We start from the raw sequence: 19,098 nt of genomic DNA on the forward strand, positions 1-19,098 counted from the left end.
AAATATCTAAATAATATTGTTGATAGATTTATCAAAAAACTAATAAAGCCAATGCTTGGGTTTAAAAGCTTCCATTCCGCAAAGATTACCATCACAGGCATAGAAAATATTCGTATGATTCAAAAAAGACAAATTATTAAAATAATGTTTCTACTTTTGAGAATTTTGCTATGTTAATGGCTTCATAACTCCTATAATCCCACCTTTAATGATCTTTTTTCCTATGGTTTATAGATGCGACAGAACCTAAAATATACCCTGTATTCCAGGTTTGATTATGTCTGGAACAAGCCTAACGCCATTCTTTATTTCTTGTACTATAGAAATTGTTGTTAAGTTCTTTATGTTAAAATCATTGATATTCATTGCTCTTTTATAAAAAAATTAAGCTATATGCTTTATATCTTAACATTAGTTTAGTTTTAAAATAAATTAATATTTTAATATAAGTTTTCTCTTTTGTAGAGAATCTGCTTTTTCTTGTTTTGTATGAACTTAGAAAATTTTTATTGATGAATGACTTTAAGTTTAAAATTGAGAAAGTAGTTGTTATATATACCAGCAAGTATGAGTTAAATTTGTATTATGGACTTGAATAAATTTACCGAAAAAGCAAAAAGCCTAATCCAGAGCGCTCAAATGAAAGCATTGGGAGCTGGGCATCAGATTTTTATGCCTGAACATTTACTTAAAGTAATGCTTGAAGATGAGTCAGGTTTAGTTCAGGATTTGATAGGCGCTTGTGGTGGAAATGTTCAGAATATTTCTGATGCTGTGAGTAGTGCAATTAAAAAGTTTCCAGTGGTTGGAGGACCAGGTAGTGGTGGACTTCAGCTTTCAAGAGAGGTAGCAAAAGTTTTTGATGATTCAATTGGTATTGCGAGGAGAAATAAAGACACATTTGTTACTGTTGAGCGGTTACTGCAGGGCCTTGCTGCACAAAAAGATGAAATTGTAGGTAAAATTTTAGCAGAAGGTGGTGTAACACCGCAAAAATTAAATTCAGTTATTGCAGAAATGAGAAAAGGTGGCAGTGCAGACTCTCCAAATGGCGAGGAAAAATTAAATGCGGCAAAGAGGTATACAAAAGATATTACAGAGCTTGCTATGCAAGGTAAGCTTGATCCTGTAATTGGTCGTGATGAGGAAATCAGAAGAACTATGCAGGTATCGTTGAGGCGAACAAAAAATAATCCAGTACTGATAGGTGAACCTGGTGTTGGAAAAACTGCAATAGTTGAAGGTTTAGCAAACAGAATTGTTGCAAATGATGTACCACTTGGTTTGCGTGATGCAAAAGTTTTAGCTTTGGATCTAGGTGCGTTAATTGCTGGAACAAAATTCAGAGGAGAATTCGAAGAAAGATTAAAAGCAGTAATCAATGATATTTCAAAAGCAGAGGGGAAAGTTATCTTATTTATAGATGAGCTTCATACTTTAGTTGGAGCAGGAGCAACAAGTGGTGCAATGGACGCTTCAAATTTGCTAAAGCCTGCTCTTGCGCGTGGAGAAATTCGCTGTATAGGAGCTACAACTTTAGATGAGTATCGTCAACATATAGAGAAAGATCCTGCGCTTGCAAGGCGTTTTCAGCCTGTGTTTATTTCTCAACCAACTGAAACTGATACTATTTCAATACTGAGAGGTTTGAAGGAGAGATATGAGGTGCATCATGGTATTAGAATCACAGATGGTGCAATAATTGCTGCTGCAACGCTTTCTAATAGATATATAACAGATAGATTTTTACCTGATAAAGCGATTGATTTAATTGATGAGGCAGCAAGCAGAGTAAGAATTGAGATGGATAGCAAACCTGAGGTTATTGACGAACTTGAGAGAAAGATTATACAACTAAAAATTGAATCAGAGGCTTTGAAAAAAGAAAGTGATGAAAACTCTAAGCAACGTTTAAAAAAGATAAATGAGGAAATTGAGAGTCTAAACAGTAAATTTGCTGACTTAAGCAGTAAATGGCAGATGGAAAAGAATAAGATAGCTAAAATACAAGAAACAGCTGAAAAATTGGATAACTCGAGAAAAGAGTTGGAACTGGCTCAGCGTAATGGAAATTTAGGAAGGGCAGGGGAATTGATGTATGGTGTGATTCCTCAACTTGAAAATGAGTTAAAAAATCAGGAAAAAGTTACTGATAGTTTCCTAAAGAAAGAAGTTACTGAGAGTGATATTGCAAATATTGTTTCAAAATGGACAGGCATTCCAGTTGATAACATGATACATAGTGAAAAGGAAAAGCTCCTTAACATGGAAAATGAAATAGGAAAAAGAGTAATAGGGCAGAGAGATGCAATTGAAGCGATAAGTAATGCAGTAAGGCGCTCCCGCTCTGGTGTTCAGGATACTAATCGACCTTTTGGTTCATTTTTATTCTTAGGTCCAACCGGAGTTGGAAAAACAGAGTTGGCAAAATCCCTTGCCGAATTTTTGTTTGATGATCAATCAGCACTTCTACGCTTTGATATGTCAGAATATATGGAAAAACACTCCGTTTCAAAGTTAATTGGTGCGCCTCCAGGATATGTTGGCTATGAACAAGGTGGCAGGTTAACTGAGGCAGTAAGGAGAAGACCATATCAGGTAATTTTGTTTGATGAGATAGAAAAGGCAAATCCAGATATATTTAATATATTGCTGCAGATCTTGGATGAAGGCAGGCTCACCGATAGCCACGGTAAATTGATTGATTTTCGCAATACCATACTGATTCTAACTTCTAACCTTGGTGCTGAGGTGATGCTAAGAGGAGCTACCGAATCTGTGAAAGATGAGGTGATGAAAATAGTTAAGTCAGCGTTTCGTCCAGAATTTTTAAATAGACTGGATGAAATTATTATATTCCACAGCTTAACCAAAGATGACATTGATAAAATTATAGATGTTCAATTCTCTTATTTACAAAAGATGCTTGCTAAGCGTAAACTGAGTATTAGTTTATCGCAAGAAGCTAAAGAACTAATAGCACAAACTGGATATGACCCTGAATATGGAGCGCGGCCTCTGAAAAGGGTAATACAAGAATGCATTCAAAATAATCTAGCTAAGTTAGTTTTATCGGGGGAAATAGTAGAAGGAGATGAGCTAATAGTGTATACTTCTGGTAACGAAATCTTAGTTAAAAAGATCTAGATTCGCTGTGTATTTTTGTTTTGAAAAATGTGTATAAATCATAATGTTAATGTTGAGTCTTTATTTAAGCTAGTTGATCAAGGGAATAAAAAAGAGAAAGAAAAAATTAAAGAGTTTATACAGTACTTTTATAATTTTGTTTATAATAGTGACCTAAAAGTCAACGATAAATTTCTTTTATACATTGCAGAAGATGCATACAACTTCATTCTTAAAAAAGAAAAAGAAGAAAGTAAATTGGCAGTAAGTAATGTAAATGATATTTCAGGAATAGAAGGCAATTTCACTACAATTAAAATCACAAATTATGACATGCCCTTTTTAGTGGATTCTGTCATTTCCACTATTAAGTCACACGGTTTAACTATATGCTATTATAGTAACAGCATAATTAATGTTCAAAGAAAAAATAGCCTAATAGATAAAATTCATCTTTTGGAAGAAAGTAATGGAATCAAAGAGTCAGTAATATATGTAATTATTAAAGGCATAAGTGGTAGCTTTGTTGATACACTAGAAGAATCTCTACGAAAGACGCTAAAAGCAGTTAACTGCGTTGTAAAGGACTGGCAATTGATGCTCAAGAAGCTTCTTGAGCATCCGGCATTGGATGCTGGAGGCAGAGATTTTCTAGCTTGGTTGAAAAATAACAATTTTGTATTTTTAGGTTATCAAGAATACATTACTAATAAAGAAGGAAAGCTTGCTCTAAGTGGTAAGGAGAGCCTCGGGTTAATGAGAGCAAGTGAAGAGTACCAAAATTCATCAATTTTTTCTGAAAGCTTGAATTCTTTATACATACTAAGATCAGACCTAATCTCAATAGTTCATCGGCGTACCTATATGAATTGTATAGGAGTGAAAGAATTTAATGATCAGGGTGATGTAATAAGGGAACAGCATTTTTTTGGGCTATTTACTTCTATAGCAGAAGTGCAAGATATTCGAACTATTCCGGTAATAAAGGATAAGGTTACAACAATAGAAAAAAAGGCAGGATTTGTTCCTGGTGGCCATAACAATAAAGCTTTAATTTCCATTTTACAGGCATTTTCTTGTGACGAATTATTCCAATCAAATGAAGACGAGTTATTTGAAATTTGCACCTCGATCATGTCTCTTGCGATTAGACCAAGAGTCAAATTATTTTTGAGAAAGGTAGGGAACTTTATTAGTTGCATAGTATTGATACCGATGCGTTATGCTAGTGCAAGACTAATGTTTAAGATACGCGATATATTGAAAGATGAAACGAATGCAGAAAGTTCAGATATTTATAACAATCACATTATCAATGAATATGATTTGATGAAATTACACGTGGTGCTAAGAACCAAAAGCGCTAGCATTTTTGATGATGAAGTTTTGCGTATCGAAAACAAGTTAAGAAACATTACAGAAAAGTGGGAAGATCGTTTTATAGACAATTTATATAATACTTTTAGCACTGTTGAGGATATATTTATCCGCTATTGCAAGGCATTTCCGATAAGTTATCAAGAGAATTTTGAACCTCATGATGCGTATTATGATATGAAAAAATTGGAGATAGTGAGAAAGAAAAAAGTCAGCGAAGTTGATTTGAGGCTTACTCGTGACAATCTCAACTATCAATTGAAGGTTTACACTCCAAGCAACGGAGGCCTTGAATTGTCAAAGATATTAAAGGTTACTAAGAATTTAGGGGCTAAGATTCTATCTCATAATGGTTATTATATAGAAATCAACGGTGGAATATGGATACATCATTTTGTGTTGTCAAGAGTTGATGAATTAATAGACAACATTACTTTAAAAGAGCAGTTTGAGGTAACACTTGTAAAAGTGTTCAGCAAGGAAATAAAAAATGACTATTTTAACAGCTTGATCATTATTGCTGGGCTCGAGTGGAAGGAAGTGCTTCTGATTAGAGCGCTAAGCGCCTACCTAAAGCAGACATCATTTAGCTATAACCCAGAATATATCCAGAAAGTAGTATCAGAGTATCCAAAAGTAGTAAGGTATTTAGTAGAATTATTTCATTCAAGATTTGATACTAAAATAGATATTGATAGGGCAGAAACTACTAGCATTTTGATAGAAAAAATTGAAGAACTACTAAAAGAGATCAGCAACGTTTCACATGATTACGTTTTGCGTTCGATATTTAACTTGATAATGGCAATTTTGAGAACCAGTTATTATCAAGATGATAAGCCATACTTATCTATCAAATTTGATTCAAGTAAAATAAATGGTTTACCTGACCCGCGCCCATACCGTGAATTGTATGTTTATTCAAACCTTTTTGAGGGAATACATCTAAGAGGAGGGAAGTTGGCTCGTGGTGGTTTGAGATGGTCGGATAGAACGGAAGATTTTCGCACTGAAGTTTTGGGACTCATGAAAGCCCAGATGACAAAAAATGCGGTCATTGTACCTGTTGGCGCAAAGGGTGGGTTTGTAATAAAGCAAGTTTATAAAGACAAAAACATTTTAAGGGAGAAAGGTGTTGAATGCTATAAGAATTTCATCAGAGGAATGCTTGATATTACTGATAATGTAGTTGATGGCAAAATAACTCCACCAGAAAATGTGATTAGGTATGACGAAGATGATCCATATTTGGTAGTTGCAGCAGATAAAGGCACTGCTTCATTTTCTGATTATGCAAACGAAATATCCTCTGAATGTAACTTTTGGCTCGAAGATGCATTTGCATCTGGTGGATCAGCAGGTTATGACCACAAAAAGATGGGTATTACAGCAAGAGGTGCATGGATTGCAGCACAACGCCATTTTTGGAGAATGAATAAGGATATTTACCAGGATACAACTGTTATTGGAATTGGAGATATGGCTGGCGATCTATTTGGGAACGGCATGCTGCTTTCAAGAAATATGAGTTTAATTGGAGCATTTAATCATATGCATATTTTTGTTGATCCAAATCCTGATGCGGAAAAGAGTTTCGTGGAGCGTAAACGGCTCTTTGAATTACCGTTTTCCACTTGGATGGATTACAATAGAGATTTGATTTCTCATGGTGGCGGGGTATTTGAACGTAGTAGCAAACAAGTAGAAATTTCTCAAGAAATGAAAAAGTGCTTTGATATAACGGAAGATACATTATCTCCAAATGATTTGATTCGATATTTGCTCAAGGCAAAAGTGGATTTCATATGGAATGGAGGAATTGGCACCTTTGTTAAGGCAAAAAGTGAAAGCCATGGCATGGTTGGCGATAAAGCAAATGATGAATTAAGAGTAAACGGTCATGATATTAGAGCTTCTATGTTTATAGAGGGTGGCAACCTTGGTTGCACGCAGCTTGGAAGGGTAGAATACGCTAAAATAGGTGGGTATATCAATGCAGATTTTATTGATAATTCAGCAGGAGTAATATGTTCTGATCTTGAAGTTAACATCAAGATTGCTTTTGTTGCAATTATGAAAGAAGGGGGAATTTCCTTGGAAAAAAGGAATGAAATACTGGCTAGCATGATAGATGAAGTTGCATCTAAGGTACTTGAAAACCATAACAGGATTGAAACAAAAGCATTGCTTCTTGAGTGCTTGCAAGCTAAAGAAAAGTTGGAGCAGCACCATAAATTATTACTCAGTTTAGAGAAATTTGGGCTGCTAAACCGAGATGTAGAATTTCTTCCAGCTGAAGAAGAGGTAGCAAGAATGTTAACTGATGGAGAAGGTTTCTGTTCTCCTCAGCTTTCTGTTCTGATGTCTTATGCAAGAACAGCAATAAAAAATGAAGTTATACACTCTGAGCTACCTGAAAAAGATTTTTTGTGCCGTGATTACTTACTAAATTACTTTCCACAAAGGATGGTAACAGAGTTCAAGGATTCCATATTGAAACACCAACTTTGTAGGGAAATTATTTCTACTTGCATTACAAACGATGTAGTAAATAGGATGGGCTGTATATTTATTAATAATTTGGTTGAGAGTACTGGAATTAAAGTACATGAAGCAGTTAACATATATATCGTTGTTAATCACCTATATAATTTAAGTAGCCTTTGGCAGAAAATTGATGAATTGGATGGAAAAATTGATGTTGATTCATATTTGCAAGTAGTGAGAAGTGTGCAAAAATTTATTGGTAGGGTATCATTTTGGTTAGTAAAAAATCTTGGTAAGCTTAATCTTGTAGAACTAGATGGTGTTACAAAATTTAGGGGTGCAATTGAAACTTTAGGCCATGATATTTTAGATGAGCACCTATTAGAGGTCTATAATCATGGATTAGCTTCTTTGTTAGAGCTTAACATAAATAAAGATCTAGCAAAAAGGGTTGCTGATCTACGTATTCTTATTTATGCGCTGGACGTTATATCTGTTGCTGAGCAGACATCTTTGTCCATCCTTGAGGCTGGTAGAATATACTTTGAATTAAAGTCGCTGCTAAGATTTGATATGATTAGAACAGTTGCTGGCAAGATGAAAAGCCATTCTTCCTATTGGGATCGCAGCTTAATTAATGATTTATTAGATGATTTAAGCAATTATCAACATAAGCTAGCTGTTAAAGTTATAAAAGCTACTGATAATCATGTAGACAAGGTTCAAACTTGGGCTATTAATGATAAGGATTATATAGAGTGCTACAATAGCTTTTTAGATGAGATGGTCGCTTATAAACTTGATTTAAGTAAATTAATACTCATAATCAGAAGAGTTAAAATACTTGCTTCATAGGAAAAATGTTTAATATAGGTCTGTCAGAAGTTTTAGTTGTAGCTTTAGTGAGTATAATTGTTCTTGATAAAAGTAAAGTACCTGTATTTCTTAATCTTATTAAAAATATATATAGGTATTTCTGGGTTGTAAAATCAAGAGTTAGGAAATTGTTGAAGGATACCGGAATTAAAGAATTATATGAAGAGCATAACGTTGAAAAAGTCAATTACATAATTGGTGAAGATGGCAAGCTTTATCCTACTTACAATGTAGATAGTACAAAAAATGACAGCAAAAATCCTAGTAGTAGATGATATACCATCTAATGTTAAGCTTTTGGAGGCTCAGCTAAAAGCAGAGTACTATACAGTTATTGTAGCTTATGATGGCGAGGAGGCGATAGATTTAGTAGCGGAACAGCAGCCAGATATTATCTTACTTGATGTCATGATGCCAAAAATGAGTGGTTTTGAGGTTTGTAAGAAGCTAAAGAATGATCCCTTAACGACTTATATTCCAATAATTATGGTAACTGCGCTGCATGACACTCATGATAGAGTGGAAGGAATTAATGCTGGTGCGGATGACTTTCTAACTAAGCCGATAGATGAAACTGCTTTATCTGCAAGAATTAAGTCTCTTGTGCGCTTAAAGATGATAATAGATGAGTTGTGCTTGAGAGGAGAAACTAATGCTGAGATTGGTGGAGTAGCAGAAAGCAGTATTATGGATTATTCTAATCAGATTTTTGATGCTAACATACTTGTTGTAGATGAGGACACCTTTCAAGCAGAGCAGATACACAATGTTCTAAAGCAACGCTTCAGATCAATTAAAATACTGCACGATCCAAAAGAAGCATTAAAGGTTGGTATTAAGGATAATTACGACCTGATTATTTCTGACATGCAGTTTTCAAAAACTGACGGCCTACGGTTGTGTTCTAAGTTTCGTAGTAAAGTAGAAACACGTTATACACCAATTCTGATCCTTTCTGAAGATTATGATAAAAGCAATTTAGTAAAGGCACTTGATGTAGGTGCTAATGATTATTTAACAGTACCTTTAGATGAGAGTGAATTAATAGCTAGGGTTAATTTGCAAGTGAAACGCAAAAGGTATCAAGATGCCTTGAGAATGAATTTATTTAATAATGTGGAAATGTCTATAAAGGATCCATTAACTAACTGTTATAATAGAAGATATTTTGATGCACACTTAAGAAATATTGTTAAGGATTCTGTGGAAAAAGATAGAAGTTTATCTCTTATGATACTTGATATAGATTATTTTAAGATGGTGAATGATAACTTTGGGCATAATGCTGGAGATGAACTTTTAAAGGAAATACAGAAAAGAATTTCTGAAAATATCAGAGTGACAGATTTATTAGCTAGGTTTGGTGGTGAGGAATTTGTTGTTGTAATGCCAGATACCAATGTATCAGATGCGTATACTATTGCAGAGAGAATAAGGAAAATTATTGCCAAAGAACCTTTTATACTTGTGGATAAAAATACAACCCATAATTTAACTGTGAGCATTGGAATTTCAGCAATGCAAAGATCTGACCTTGATGATGTTAAAAAATTTATAGTACGTGCTGACAAATATTTATATAAAGCAAAAAACAGTGGTAGAAATAGAGTGGTTACTGGTTGAAGTTCTTTTAAATAAGTAGTAACTAAGATTCAAATGATAGCATAAAATTTCTCAACTCCGGAAATTTCGCATTTAACTGCAGAAATAGATATTTATTTAAAAAATACCCTGTAATTTTTAACCCTAGTCTGAATTCTTGATATGAGTAGCTATTTTGTAGGTTGTTATTGTATACATCATGCAACATCTGTGGAAAAGGTAGTAATTTATCTGCATAACAGTCACCTACTTTTTTTGACACTGCTCTACCAGTTTTTGGAGAAATAAATTGTAGATTTTCTTTCACACCTGTTACAGCACATTTTGATAGGTCTAACTTAAATCCAAGTTGCGTAAGAAGCAGAAGCTCTAAGTTAAGGTAATGACTTTGCCAAAACTGGCTATTATGTTTTATTACATCGATGAAGTGTCTAAAATTATCATACAACTTGATGCAGGATTCACTTTCTGGAAGCACTTTTTCTAATATAGACGAGAAAGAAACAATAGCAATGCTTTTTAACCTATCTTGAAAGAAATGATGAAATGGAGATTCAATCAATTCGCACTTTAAAAAACCTAGATTTTCAGGTAGCTTAGCACTCCATTCTGCATGTAATAGATTACTTATTTGAAACTTATAATTGCTATTGTTTGTTAACCTAGTTAATCCTCTGCACTTTCCATGATTTTTTGTAAATAGAGAAAGAATTAAATTTTTATCACCGTATTTTTTAACAGCTATAATAACACCTTCATCTTTCCATCTCATTTAGAGTATATTGACCATATGATATTATAGAGATAATAAAATTAGTGTAGCAAATTTGAGTTTAAGTCAACTGAAATATATTGACTTTATGTGCAATATTAGCTTTAAACCAGTAAAACAAGCTGCTTAACATATGCGCCCTCTCTATTTTAATTATATTCTTCTTTTGTCTCTATGTTGTTTTTTGCTTTTTTCAATGAAAGCCCAAACGAATGATTCATCAGTTATTCCTATACCACAAAGAAAAAAAGAATTAGTTGAGTTAGTACAACCGAGGCAAATTATTGAAATACAGGAAATTGATGAGGGTATTCCAATTCCCAAAAGAAAAAAGGGTGTAGAAAGAAAACTAAGAGAAGACATCAAAGAGGTGAAAAATGAAATAAGAGATAAGAAAAATATTGAGAACAAAGATGATGAATTGGCTGTAACAGAAATTATTAATTCTATAAGGGATAAACTGACAGAGTGTTGGAGCATTCCTGAGGGCATAGTTTATAAAGAAAATTTTAGTATAAAAATTAACTTATTATTATCCAGTAAAGGCGAGATCGTTGTAGCCAACGTAGCAGATAGTAGTTCTTATCAAAATAATCCTCTTTTTAGATCAGCAGCAGATAATGCAATGCGTGCAGTGTATAAATGTAGCCCGTTAATTGGCTTACCTGCTGAGCATCATCACATTTGGCGCGAAGTCACGTTAGATTTTATTCTAAATAGGTGAATTTACGTTACCTGAATTAGTTACTTGTGATGAAAAATAGATCAGCAAATTTTCAATCAACAACAGCTAAAGACCTTTCTGCAACGTTGATTTCTCTTATATCTGTAACTTCGTCATTCTGATTAAACGAAATTTGCAGAGACTTACTACTGTACTTCCTTTTTCCCAAGAAGTTAGCTTGTTTAATTTTATATGAGACATAGTACCAAACATTTTCGTCGAACTTTGATACTAATGTTGGCAATCCTAAAGTATGAACCACTTTTTCTCTATCATCACCTACTTTTATTTTGCTCCACAGTTCAACATTAATGCCAGGAACTCCGTGATTATAGATAGTGTGCATGCAGCCTACTGAAAACAGCAAAACAGAAAATATTAATACTCGCATTTTGTCAATTAGTTATTTGAAATCATAATACACTGATAAACTATCTGTCGTCAAATTTCAAAAAAGTTAAATTGACTGATTCTCAATATCATTTAATATAATATTTACTTCAAAATAATTAGGTACCTTATGTCATTGCTAGAAGCAGATCCAATATACAAGCCTTTTAATTATCCTTGGGCATATGATGCATGGTTGCAGCAACAAAGGATACACTGGATACCTGAAGAAGTTCCGCTTGCTGATGATGTGAAAGATTGGAAAACTAAACTTTCTAATGTAGAGAAAAATTTATTGACCCAGATTTTTAGGTTTTTTACTCAAGCAGATATTGAAGTAAATAATTGCTATATGAGGCATTATTCAAATATATTTAAGCCAACAGAAATATGTATGATGCTTGCAAGCTTTTCCAATATGGAGACTATACACATTGCAGCCTATTCATACCTTCTAGATACGATTGGCATGCCAGAAAGTGAATATCAAGCATTCTTAAAATATGATGCTATGAGAAAGAAGTATGAATACATGTTAGAATTTGAGGAAAGTAAAAAGCACGATAAAAAACATGTTGCTAAAACTTTAGCAGTATTTGGTGCCTTCACTGAAGGATTGCAGTTATTTGCATCATTTGCAATTTTGCTCAATTTTCAACGGTTTGGAAAAATGAAAGGTATGGGGCAAATAATTGCTTGGTCAGCACGTGACGAAACCTTGCACACCAATTCAATTATCAATTTGTTCAATACGTTTATTAAAGAGAATAATGAAATTTGGAATGACGAGTTCAAAGAAGAATTATATTCTGCATGTCGCACTATTGTTGAACTTGAAGATGAATTTATAAGTCTTGCTTTTGATTTAGGAGATGTTGAAGGGCTATCTGCAGAGGAAGTGCGCAATTATATACGTTACATAGCAAACAGAAGGTTAACGCAATTAGGTCTTAAATCTATATATAATGTTAAAGATAACCCTATTCCGTGGCTTGATGAAATACTAAATGGCGTGGAACATACAAATTTCTTTGAAAATAGAGTAACAGAGTATAGCCGTGCAGCAACTCAAGGCACTTGGGAGGAAGCTTTTGCTAAAAACGATACAAAAAGTGAATAGCAGTAACTTCACCCTTTTTTATCGTTTCAACGGAAGCTTGCGATACATATCAAAGGTGGAAGGAGGAAGAATTTGATATAAATCATCTATTTAGCTTAGAGAAAAGAGAGTATAGATATAAAGTTACATTATTGCATGTAATAGTTGGAGATTTTGATTGCTTAGAGGAGGAGAAGAAGAAGTTAATACGATATCTATTAGACAAAGGTGCTAATGTTAATGCACGAGATTCTTTTGGAAAAACTCCTTTGCACAATAGTCATGACAAAGAGGTAACACAAATTTTACTTAGATGCAGGTGCTAATCTTTTTATAAAGGATCATTATGGAATGACTGCAAGAAAACATGCCCGTGATGAATCAAAGCAGCTTTTAAAAAAGGCAGAAGATAAATACAAGCAATAAAGCAATGAAATTTGGTGCTATTGTTGGTATTACGGCTGGAGTGGGAGTTGGTAATGGACTTTTTGCTGCTGCTGGTCTTTTATCGGCTTTTATTGGCGCAGCTGTTGCTATAGCAATAGGGTTTGTTGTTTTTGGTATTACATATGCAATGTCAAAGCAGGTTCCTAGTGAGAAGCTAGATAGCGTTGATGCAGAACAAAAAGCTAGTACAGCGGCAAGTATGGTAGTGTAGTTAAGTAAAAAAAGGAAGAAGAGACTTCTTCCTCTTTTCTCCAAATTTTTTATATATAATTGAGAATAAAAAAACTGTGGATAACTCTGAAAAAGATCAAAAAAGACATCAAAAAGAGTATGATTAGATTGAAATATTTACAGAAAAACTTACTCAATTGATAAATATCTTAACGCTTTTTAAGAAAAGACAAATAGAGGGTCGTATTGGAGCTAAAGGTTGAAATTTTAAGTGCTTCTTAATACTTAAAGAGGTACTTTAATAGTTCCTTTTAAGTACTAATCCGGAGGTTCGATAGGTTGTTGTTTAAAAGATTGGGAAATAGTTTTATTAGTATTGAAAATTACATAATATACATTATGGAAAATATAAGAAACACAAGCTTTCAGCAAGAGAAAATTCAATTTTTGCTCTTCTCAAACAGCATAAAAAAGTGCCTGTTGAACCTCCAGATTAATGCTCAAAAATGTTCAATTGATACTTTAAAAGTATTACTTTAAAAATACCTAAAGTATCACTTCAAAAGCACTTAAAAATTTTATCTTTTAGGAAAAATTTTCCAAGACTACCCCCTTATTGGCTTTTGTTAGAAAAATATTAAAATTATAACCAAATATGTAATCTTTTATATAATTGTATTAGCTTGGCTCCCTTAATGGTTGTTTCTTTTTTTTAAAAAATATTAAAATAAATATAACTTTTTAGAGTTATCCACAGTTCTTTTGCTTTCAATTATATATATATTAGTATTTGGAGATCATATTTATTATAGATCTCCGAAGTACTCATAATGTGTAAAATATGTATTTCTCTGGGTTATCAACTTAGTTATTAACAATTCTGTGAATAACTAAAACAAGAAAAAGGGGCTTCTAATCAAATGGAAATAGTGTCATTCTTTAAAGAACGACGCTAAAAACATTGTTTCTGTTCGAGCAATGGGTTACACCTATTATCAGATCTAGGTACCCTGAATAGGATTAAGGGTACCTAACGAAGTAAAAAACTTGGAGAAAAGGAAGAAGTCTTTTCTTCCTTTTACTTAATTTGGCTGAGGCAAACCTTGTTCTGTTGCCGACCTTGATGTGTCAGGATTTTCTATCTTAGTAGATACTGCATATGTAATACCACCAGCAATAAGTCCAGTGAGTACAGCAGCAGCTACAACTATACCAACTAAAACCAGTATTGGTAATGCAACACCAGCAGCAAAAAGTCCACCACCAACTGCTAATGCAGCTACAACACCACAAACACTACCAACTTTCATTGCCTTATACTTGTATTTATCCTCTGCCTTTTTTAAAAGCTGCTTTCTTTCTTTATCATAGGTACAATCTCTTGCAGTCCTTCCATAATGATCCTTTATAAAAGGATTAGCACCTGCATCTAGTAAAATTTGTATTACCTCTTTGTAACAACTCTCGTGCAAAGGAGTGTTTCCACAAGAATTTCGTTTATTAACATTAGCACCTGCATCTAGTAAAATTTGTGTTACCTCTTTTTCATGACTCTTGTGCAAAGGAGTGTTTCTAAAAGAATCTAGTGCATTAACATTAGCACCTTCGTCTAATAGATATCGTATTAACTTCTTCTTTTCCTTCTCTAAGTAATCAAAATCTCCAAATCAAATTCCTTCTCCTTCCACTCTTTATATGCATGTTTATATTTTTCTTGCAAGAAGTTTTTAAATAGATCCAGATTATGATCATTCAACACACTTTCCCTAAACCAGGATAAAAGCTCTCTTTTTCTAATAGCCATAATATTTATAAAAACACTAATACTTTAATTATTATACATTTAAGCAAGAAAATCAAGAATTTAACTAGTATCACAAACATTCAAACAAGAAAAAGGTGCTTTTACCCGAATAGATATTTTATAACGTCTTAATGCTAACTCCACCGACATATAAATTTGCGTGGCTTTTTCCAGTATTAAGCAATGCAAGTCCAATATTGTCGACACTAGAGCGTAGTTCTCCTACTTCTTCATTATGTTCACTGATTACTTTAGTGCCAATATTTGGAAGTGCATTTTTTCCCTCAACAAGGTAAAGTTTCCTTCTGAATTTTTCTTGTCTGCTCATTCGATTTACAACTTCCTGACCTATATAGCACCCTTTATTAAAGCTTATACCATTTATCTTATCGATTAAATATTGCAGCGGAAATGATGAATTTTGCACCATATCTTTTGCTCCATCTGGGACAAGGTTTTTAATTCTAACTTTTTCATACTGAATAAAATCTCCAACCGGTTCTTTTATTTCATCTTCATGTATGATCCTCATTCCTAGCAGCTTGTGCCTTGGATCTTGAAAAATAACTTGTGACTTACTACTACACTTCGCCAACTTAGCATCAAACAAAACTCCAACCTTATATAGTGAACTAATGTCTTTAATCCTCACTCTAAGGTAAGTTTTGAGCAAGTCTAATTTTTCAATTATTTGCTGTAGATGGGCATTTTCACACTCCAAATAAATATATTTATCATGCTCAATGAGGAAAAAATCGTACAGATATTTTCCCTGAGGATTGAGTAATAAAGAGTAAATTGCCTGCTGGCTACTTAGTTTATTAATATCATTTGTTATAACACCCTGAAGAAAATCTCTCGTATCTGGTCCGTATAAAGATATTAGACTACGGTTTGCTAGCGGTATGTAACCCATAAAACTTCTGTTCAAACCTTAAATTATACACTTTTACTAACTCCAACCCTTGAAATGTAACCTTTAGATGACTACATAGAATTGTAGGTTAATCTATTAATGAGGAAACATAAATGTCAAGTGTAAATTTGAATGTATTAGATGATAATGTGCTAATAAAGCCTATTACTGAAGAAAAACAAGGTGGAATTGTACTACCATCAAGTGCTGAAAAGAAGCCTACTAAAGGTGAAGTTATAGCAATTGGTAGTGGTTCACGCAACTCAAGCGGAGAGCGTATAGCTTTAACTGTAAAAACTGGTGATAAGGTTTTCTACAGGCAGTGGGCTGGAACAGAAGTAGAGCATGATAATGAAAAGTATGTCGTGATGAAGGAGTCAGACCTACTTGCTGTTATCAAGTAGGTATTCCTATTTTACTAAACTAATGCGCTATATAGTGCATTATGTATTTTAATATTCTAAATTTTTTATTAATTTAAGGAGTGATAAAAATGGCTAACATAGTAGTATCAGGCGAACAGTTACAAGAAGCCTTTCGTGAAGTTGCAGCAATGGTTGACTCAACGGTGGGAGCAACTGCAGGGCCTAGGGGAAATACAGTAGGAATTAGCAAGCCATATGGTGGACCAGAGGTCACAAAGGATGGCTATAAGGTAATGAAAGGTATAAAGCCTGAAAAACCATTACACTCTGCGATAGTAAGCACCATTGCTCAAAGTGCTTCTCAGTGTAATGACAAAGTTGGTGATGGTACCACAACATGCTCAATACTGACTAGCAATATGATAATGGAAGCTTCAAAGTCAATTGCAGCTGGAAATGATCGTATTTGTATCAAAAATGGAATACAGAAGGCAAAAGATGTGATATTAAAGGAGATTACATCAATGTCTCGCACAATTTCTTTAGAGAAAATGGATGAAGTTGCACAAGTTGCAATAATTTCTGCAAATGGTGATAAAGCTATTGGTAATAACATTGCTGATGCTGTTAAAAAAGTTGGAAAAGAAGGCGTAATCACTGTTGAAGAGAGTAAGGGTTCAAAAGAATTAGAAGTTGAACATACAACTGGTATGCAGTTTGACCGTGGTTATCTCTCTCCATACTTTGTTACAAATAATGAAAAGATGAGCGTGGAGCTTGATGATCCATATTTGCTGATTACAGAAAAAAAACTTAATATTATTCAACCTTTACTTCCTATTCTTGAGGCTATTTTTAAGTCTGGTAAACCTTTGTTTATCATTGCAGAAGATGTTGAAGGTGAAGCATTAAGCACTTTAGTGATCAACAAATTACGTGGTCTAAAAGTTGCTGCAGTAAAAGCTCCAGGTTTTGGTGATAGGAGAAAGGAGATGCTCGAAGACATAGCAGCTTTAACAGGTGCTAAGTATGTCATAAAAGATGAGCTTGGAATCAAGATGGAAGATTTAACTCTTGAAGATCTTGGTACTGCCAAAAATGTTAAAATCACTAAAGACAATACTACAATTGTCAGCGAAAATAGCACCTCTGACAGAGTGAAAGCTAGAATTGAGCAGATTAAATCTCAGATTGAAACTTCAACCTCTGATTATGATAAAGAAAAGCTAAGAGAACGTTTAGCAAAATTATCAGGGGGTGTTGCTGTGCTCAAAGTTGGTGGAGCAACCGAAGTAGAAGTAAAAGAACGCAGAGATAGAGTTGAAGATGCACTTCACGCAACAAGAGCTGCAATTGAAGAAGGTATAGTTCCCGGTGGTGGAGTTGCACTTCTTTACGCTGCATCTGCTCTTGATAAGCTAAAAGCTTCAAGCGATGAAGAGCAAATAGGTATCAACATTGTCAAAAAAGTTCTCAGTGCTCCAATCAAAAGATTGGTTAAAAATGCTGGTCTTGAATCTGCTGTTATAATTGACTATTTGATTAATCAGAATGATAAAGAGCTTATATACAACGTTGAGGCTATGAACTACGCTAATGCATCAACAGCTGGTGTAATTGATCCGGCAAAAGTAGTTCGTATTGCTTTTGAAACGGCAGTGTCTGTAGCAAGCGCACTTATTACTACTGAATCTATGATAGTTGATCTACCAAACAAAGAAGAAAATGCTTCATCACCTATGGGTGCAGGAGCAATGGGCGGAATGGGTGGATTCTAAGTAAACAAGAGCCTTGGAGCAACTTGCTCCAAGGTATCTTTCTAGTTCTAAAAGGTCTTACATTTATAAAGGAAATAAATTTGTGATTTTCTATGCAAAGCCACTACTATTTATATTTGTTACGTCTCTTTAATATTATAACTGCTTAAAAATAAAAAAATAATATATGAAAGTTATAATTGCTACTATATTTGTATTAGCATAATATTATATTAACAAATGATTTATATAATATTTTTATTATAATAGATAGAACTTAAATTATTTTCTTCATAAATAGAGTATTTATGAAAATACGTATATACTCAATCCTACTTTTACTTTTTTCTTGCACTCAATTGTGCGCTGAAGAAGAAGTTGCAAAATTTGATCTGCTCAATGGTAAGGTAAATAAAGCAAACCTTACCATTGAAGGCGCAATAAAGGTTACAATAAAACCAGGTTGGCATATATATTACAAAGACCCTGGAGATTTCGGCCTTCCTACTTCCTTTGACTGTCAGGGTAACATATCAAATATAGATATTCATTGGCCTACTCCCAAGGAACATGAAGATAAAGTTGGGGAAGTTACATTTGTTAGTAACATATATGAAGATATGGTGTTATTTCCCTTTAAAAACAATATCATTCCAAATCAGGAATACGCTGATATTAACTTTCATATAAAGTACGCAATATGTAAAGATAGGTGTATCCCTAAAAATGCCGAGATAAAAACCAGTCAACCACTAAAGGATTTTATAGATTCTGATATCAATAAACTCATAAATGAGTGGTATGAAAAATAGAGCTCCCAGCGAGCAAGTGATAGTTATACGATAGCTTAAAAATGTTATTCCTGTCCCTGAATTTTCCAATAAAGATCTTTCCAAAAATTTCGATCATGAAGCCTTTTGGTCCCCAAAAGGCTTCATTTCAATCAATAACGAAAATTATGACTTTGAAAGAGCTGCTTGCTTATTAACTCCTGTAGTAATTTGTATGCTTTCCACACTTGTTGGAGGATAAAATCCTTTTATTCTTGTAATAGTTTAGACTTGATCTGACAGGCATGAATTAACTGACAGAAGAATTAACAAAGTCAAAACCAAAATCAGCATCCTGTTTAATGCTATCAATATTTTTCTGATAAGCAATATGCATACTATCAAAAAAGGTTTG

The 19,098-nt window shown here is 33.7% G+C and carries 16 protein-coding genes and 1 pseudogene; 12 read left to right on the forward strand and 5 right to left on the reverse strand.

From position 1 onward, the window contains the following. The 5 genes and pseudogenes from JR053_RS03400 to JR053_RS03420 all read left to right on the forward strand — a co-directional run. Positions 1–188, forward strand: a pseudogene (locus JR053_RS03400) (IS6 family transposase); the annotation flags it as partial. A 397-nt stretch (positions 189–585) separates the two neighbouring features. Next, on the forward strand, positions 586–3,147 hold the full coding sequence (gene clpB, locus JR053_RS03405; protein ID WP_010401885.1) for an ATP-dependent chaperone ClpB: 2,562 nt from the start codon (positions 586–588) through the stop codon (positions 3,145–3,147). 27 nt (positions 3,148–3,174) lie between these two features. After that, on the forward strand, positions 3,175–7,845 hold the full coding sequence (locus tag JR053_RS03410; RefSeq protein WP_010401886.1) for an NAD-glutamate dehydrogenase: 4,671 nt from the start codon (positions 3,175–3,177) through the stop codon (positions 7,843–7,845). A gap of 5 nt (positions 7,846–7,850) precedes the next feature. After that, a complete protein-coding gene (gene tatB, locus JR053_RS03415; RefSeq protein ID WP_010401887.1) occupies positions 7,851–8,141 on the forward strand; it encodes a Sec-independent protein translocase subunit TatB in 291 nt (96 codons plus the stop codon). Then, a complete protein-coding gene (locus JR053_RS03420) occupies positions 8,113–9,489 on the forward strand; it encodes a PleD family two-component system response regulator (protein ID WP_010401888.1) in 1,377 nt (458 codons plus the stop codon). The genes tatB and JR053_RS03420 overlap by 29 nt, the downstream gene beginning before the upstream one ends. Before the next feature lie 22 nt (positions 9,490–9,511). On the opposite strand, the gene recO is transcribed toward JR053_RS03420, so the two are convergent. Beyond that, complete coding sequence (recO, locus tag JR053_RS03425) at positions 9,512–10,240, reverse strand: DNA repair protein RecO (protein WP_007302913.1); 729 nt, start codon at positions 10,238–10,240, stop codon at positions 9,512–9,514. 196 nt (positions 10,241–10,436) lie between these two features. On the opposite strand from recO, the gene JR053_RS03430 reads away from it, so the two are divergent. Then, positions 10,437–10,964: a hypothetical protein gene (locus JR053_RS03430; RefSeq protein ID WP_010401890.1), complete on the forward strand. Its 528-nt coding sequence runs from the start codon at positions 10,437–10,439 to the stop codon at positions 10,962–10,964. 52 nt (positions 10,965–11,016) lie between these two features. Here the strand turns inward: JR053_RS03430 and JR053_RS03435 are convergent, their stop codons facing one another. Further along, a complete protein-coding gene (locus JR053_RS03435; protein ID WP_029237605.1) occupies positions 11,017–11,355 on the reverse strand; it encodes an outer membrane protein assembly factor BamE in 339 nt (112 codons plus the stop codon). A gap of 129 nt (positions 11,356–11,484) precedes the next feature. Between JR053_RS03435 and JR053_RS03440 the strand changes: the two genes are divergently transcribed. The 3 genes from JR053_RS03440 to JR053_RS03450 all read left to right on the forward strand — a co-directional run bounded on the left by JR053_RS03440 (position 11,485) and on the right by JR053_RS03450 (position 13,111). Then, entirely contained in the window at positions 11,485–12,474 is a 990-nt protein-coding gene (locus JR053_RS03440; RefSeq protein WP_006013958.1) for a ribonucleotide-diphosphate reductase subunit beta, read from the forward strand. Positions 12,475–12,605: 131 nt separating this feature from the next. Further along, positions 12,606–12,779 (forward strand): ankyrin repeat domain-containing protein, encoded by a 174-nt coding sequence (locus tag JR053_RS03445; protein WP_006013955.1) that lies wholly within the window; start codon positions 12,606–12,608, stop codon positions 12,777–12,779. A 104-nt stretch (positions 12,780–12,883) separates the two neighbouring features. Beyond that, positions 12,884–13,111 (forward strand): hypothetical protein, encoded by a 228-nt coding sequence (locus tag JR053_RS03450; RefSeq protein WP_416603563.1) that lies wholly within the window; start codon positions 12,884–12,886, stop codon positions 13,109–13,111. A 1,042-nt stretch (positions 13,112–14,153) separates the two neighbouring features. Here JR053_RS03450 and JR053_RS03455 read toward each other — a convergent pair. The 3 genes from JR053_RS03455 to ygfZ form a co-directional block, all read right to left on the reverse strand. Next, entirely contained in the window at positions 14,154–14,696 is a 543-nt protein-coding gene (locus JR053_RS03455; protein ID WP_416603568.1) for an ankyrin repeat domain-containing protein, read from the reverse strand. Positions 14,697–14,716: 20 nt separating this feature from the next. Continuing rightward, positions 14,717–14,875 (reverse strand): hypothetical protein, encoded by a 159-nt coding sequence (locus JR053_RS03460; protein WP_416603565.1) that lies wholly within the window; start codon positions 14,873–14,875, stop codon positions 14,717–14,719. A gap of 118 nt (positions 14,876–14,993) precedes the next feature. Next, complete coding sequence (gene ygfZ / locus JR053_RS03465) at positions 14,994–15,791, reverse strand: CAF17-like 4Fe-4S cluster assembly/insertion protein YgfZ (RefSeq protein ID WP_006012580.1); 798 nt, start codon at positions 15,789–15,791, stop codon at positions 14,994–14,996. A gap of 113 nt (positions 15,792–15,904) precedes the next feature. Between ygfZ and JR053_RS03470 the strand changes: the two genes are divergently transcribed. The 3 genes from JR053_RS03470 to JR053_RS03480 all read left to right on the forward strand — a co-directional run bounded on the left by JR053_RS03470 (position 15,905) and on the right by JR053_RS03480 (position 18,725). Continuing rightward, complete coding sequence (locus tag JR053_RS03470) at positions 15,905–16,195, forward strand: co-chaperone GroES (RefSeq protein WP_007302813.1); 291 nt, start codon at positions 15,905–15,907, stop codon at positions 16,193–16,195. Positions 16,196–16,284: 89 nt separating this feature from the next. Then, a complete protein-coding gene (gene groL / locus JR053_RS03475) occupies positions 16,285–17,934 on the forward strand; it encodes a chaperonin GroEL (protein WP_010401204.1) in 1,650 nt (549 codons plus the stop codon). A 287-nt stretch (positions 17,935–18,221) separates the two neighbouring features. Next, positions 18,222–18,725: a protein-disulfide reductase DsbD domain-containing protein gene (locus tag JR053_RS03480; RefSeq protein ID WP_029237594.1), complete on the forward strand. Its 504-nt coding sequence runs from the start codon at positions 18,222–18,224 to the stop codon at positions 18,723–18,725. Positions 18,726–19,098: the final 373 nt, after the last annotated feature.

Source organism: Wolbachia endosymbiont of Nasonia vitripennis (assembly GCF_048054115.1).
Classification (GTDB): domain Bacteria; phylum Pseudomonadota; class Alphaproteobacteria; order Rickettsiales; family Anaplasmataceae; genus Wolbachia.

What these genes read in the sequence shown, in the direction of transcription:
- JR053_RS03460 (WP_416603565.1), bottom strand. Translation starts at nt 14,875, where the DNA reads ATGGCTATTAGAAAAAGAGAGCTTTTATCCTGGTTTAGGGAAAGTGTG.
- JR053_RS03410 (WP_010401886.1), top strand. Translation starts at nt 3,175, where the DNA reads ATGTGTATAAATCATAATGTTAATGTTGAGTCTTTATTTAAGCTAGTT.
- tatB (WP_010401887.1), top strand. Translation starts at nt 7,851, where the DNA reads ATGTTTAATATAGGTCTGTCAGAAGTTTTAGTTGTAGCTTTAGTGAGT.
- JR053_RS03480 (WP_029237594.1), top strand. Translation starts at nt 18,222, where the DNA reads ATGAAAATACGTATATACTCAATCCTACTTTTACTTTTTTCTTGCACT.
- JR053_RS03435 (WP_029237605.1), bottom strand. Translation starts at nt 11,355, where the DNA reads ATGCGAGTATTAATATTTTCTGTTTTGCTGTTTTCAGTAGGCTGCATG.
- ygfZ (WP_006012580.1), bottom strand. Translation starts at nt 15,791, where the DNA reads ATGGGTTACATACCGCTAGCAAACCGTAGTCTAATATCTTTATACGGA.
- groL (WP_010401204.1), top strand. Translation starts at nt 16,285, where the DNA reads ATGGCTAACATAGTAGTATCAGGCGAACAGTTACAAGAAGCCTTTCGT.
- JR053_RS03450 (WP_416603563.1), top strand. Translation starts at nt 12,884, where the DNA reads ATGAAATTTGGTGCTATTGTTGGTATTACGGCTGGAGTGGGAGTTGGT.
- JR053_RS03430 (WP_010401890.1), top strand. Translation starts at nt 10,437, where the DNA reads ATGAAAGCCCAAACGAATGATTCATCAGTTATTCCTATACCACAAAGA.
- clpB (WP_010401885.1), top strand. Translation starts at nt 586, where the DNA reads ATGGACTTGAATAAATTTACCGAAAAAGCAAAAAGCCTAATCCAGAGC.
- JR053_RS03470 (WP_007302813.1), top strand. Translation starts at nt 15,905, where the DNA reads ATGTCAAGTGTAAATTTGAATGTATTAGATGATAATGTGCTAATAAAG.
- JR053_RS03420 (WP_010401888.1), top strand. Translation starts at nt 8,113, where the DNA reads ATGACAGCAAAAATCCTAGTAGTAGATGATATACCATCTAATGTTAAG.
- recO (WP_007302913.1), bottom strand. Translation starts at nt 10,240, where the DNA reads ATGAGATGGAAAGATGAAGGTGTTATTATAGCTGTTAAAAAATACGGT.
- JR053_RS03440 (WP_006013958.1), top strand. Translation starts at nt 11,485, where the DNA reads ATGTCATTGCTAGAAGCAGATCCAATATACAAGCCTTTTAATTATCCT.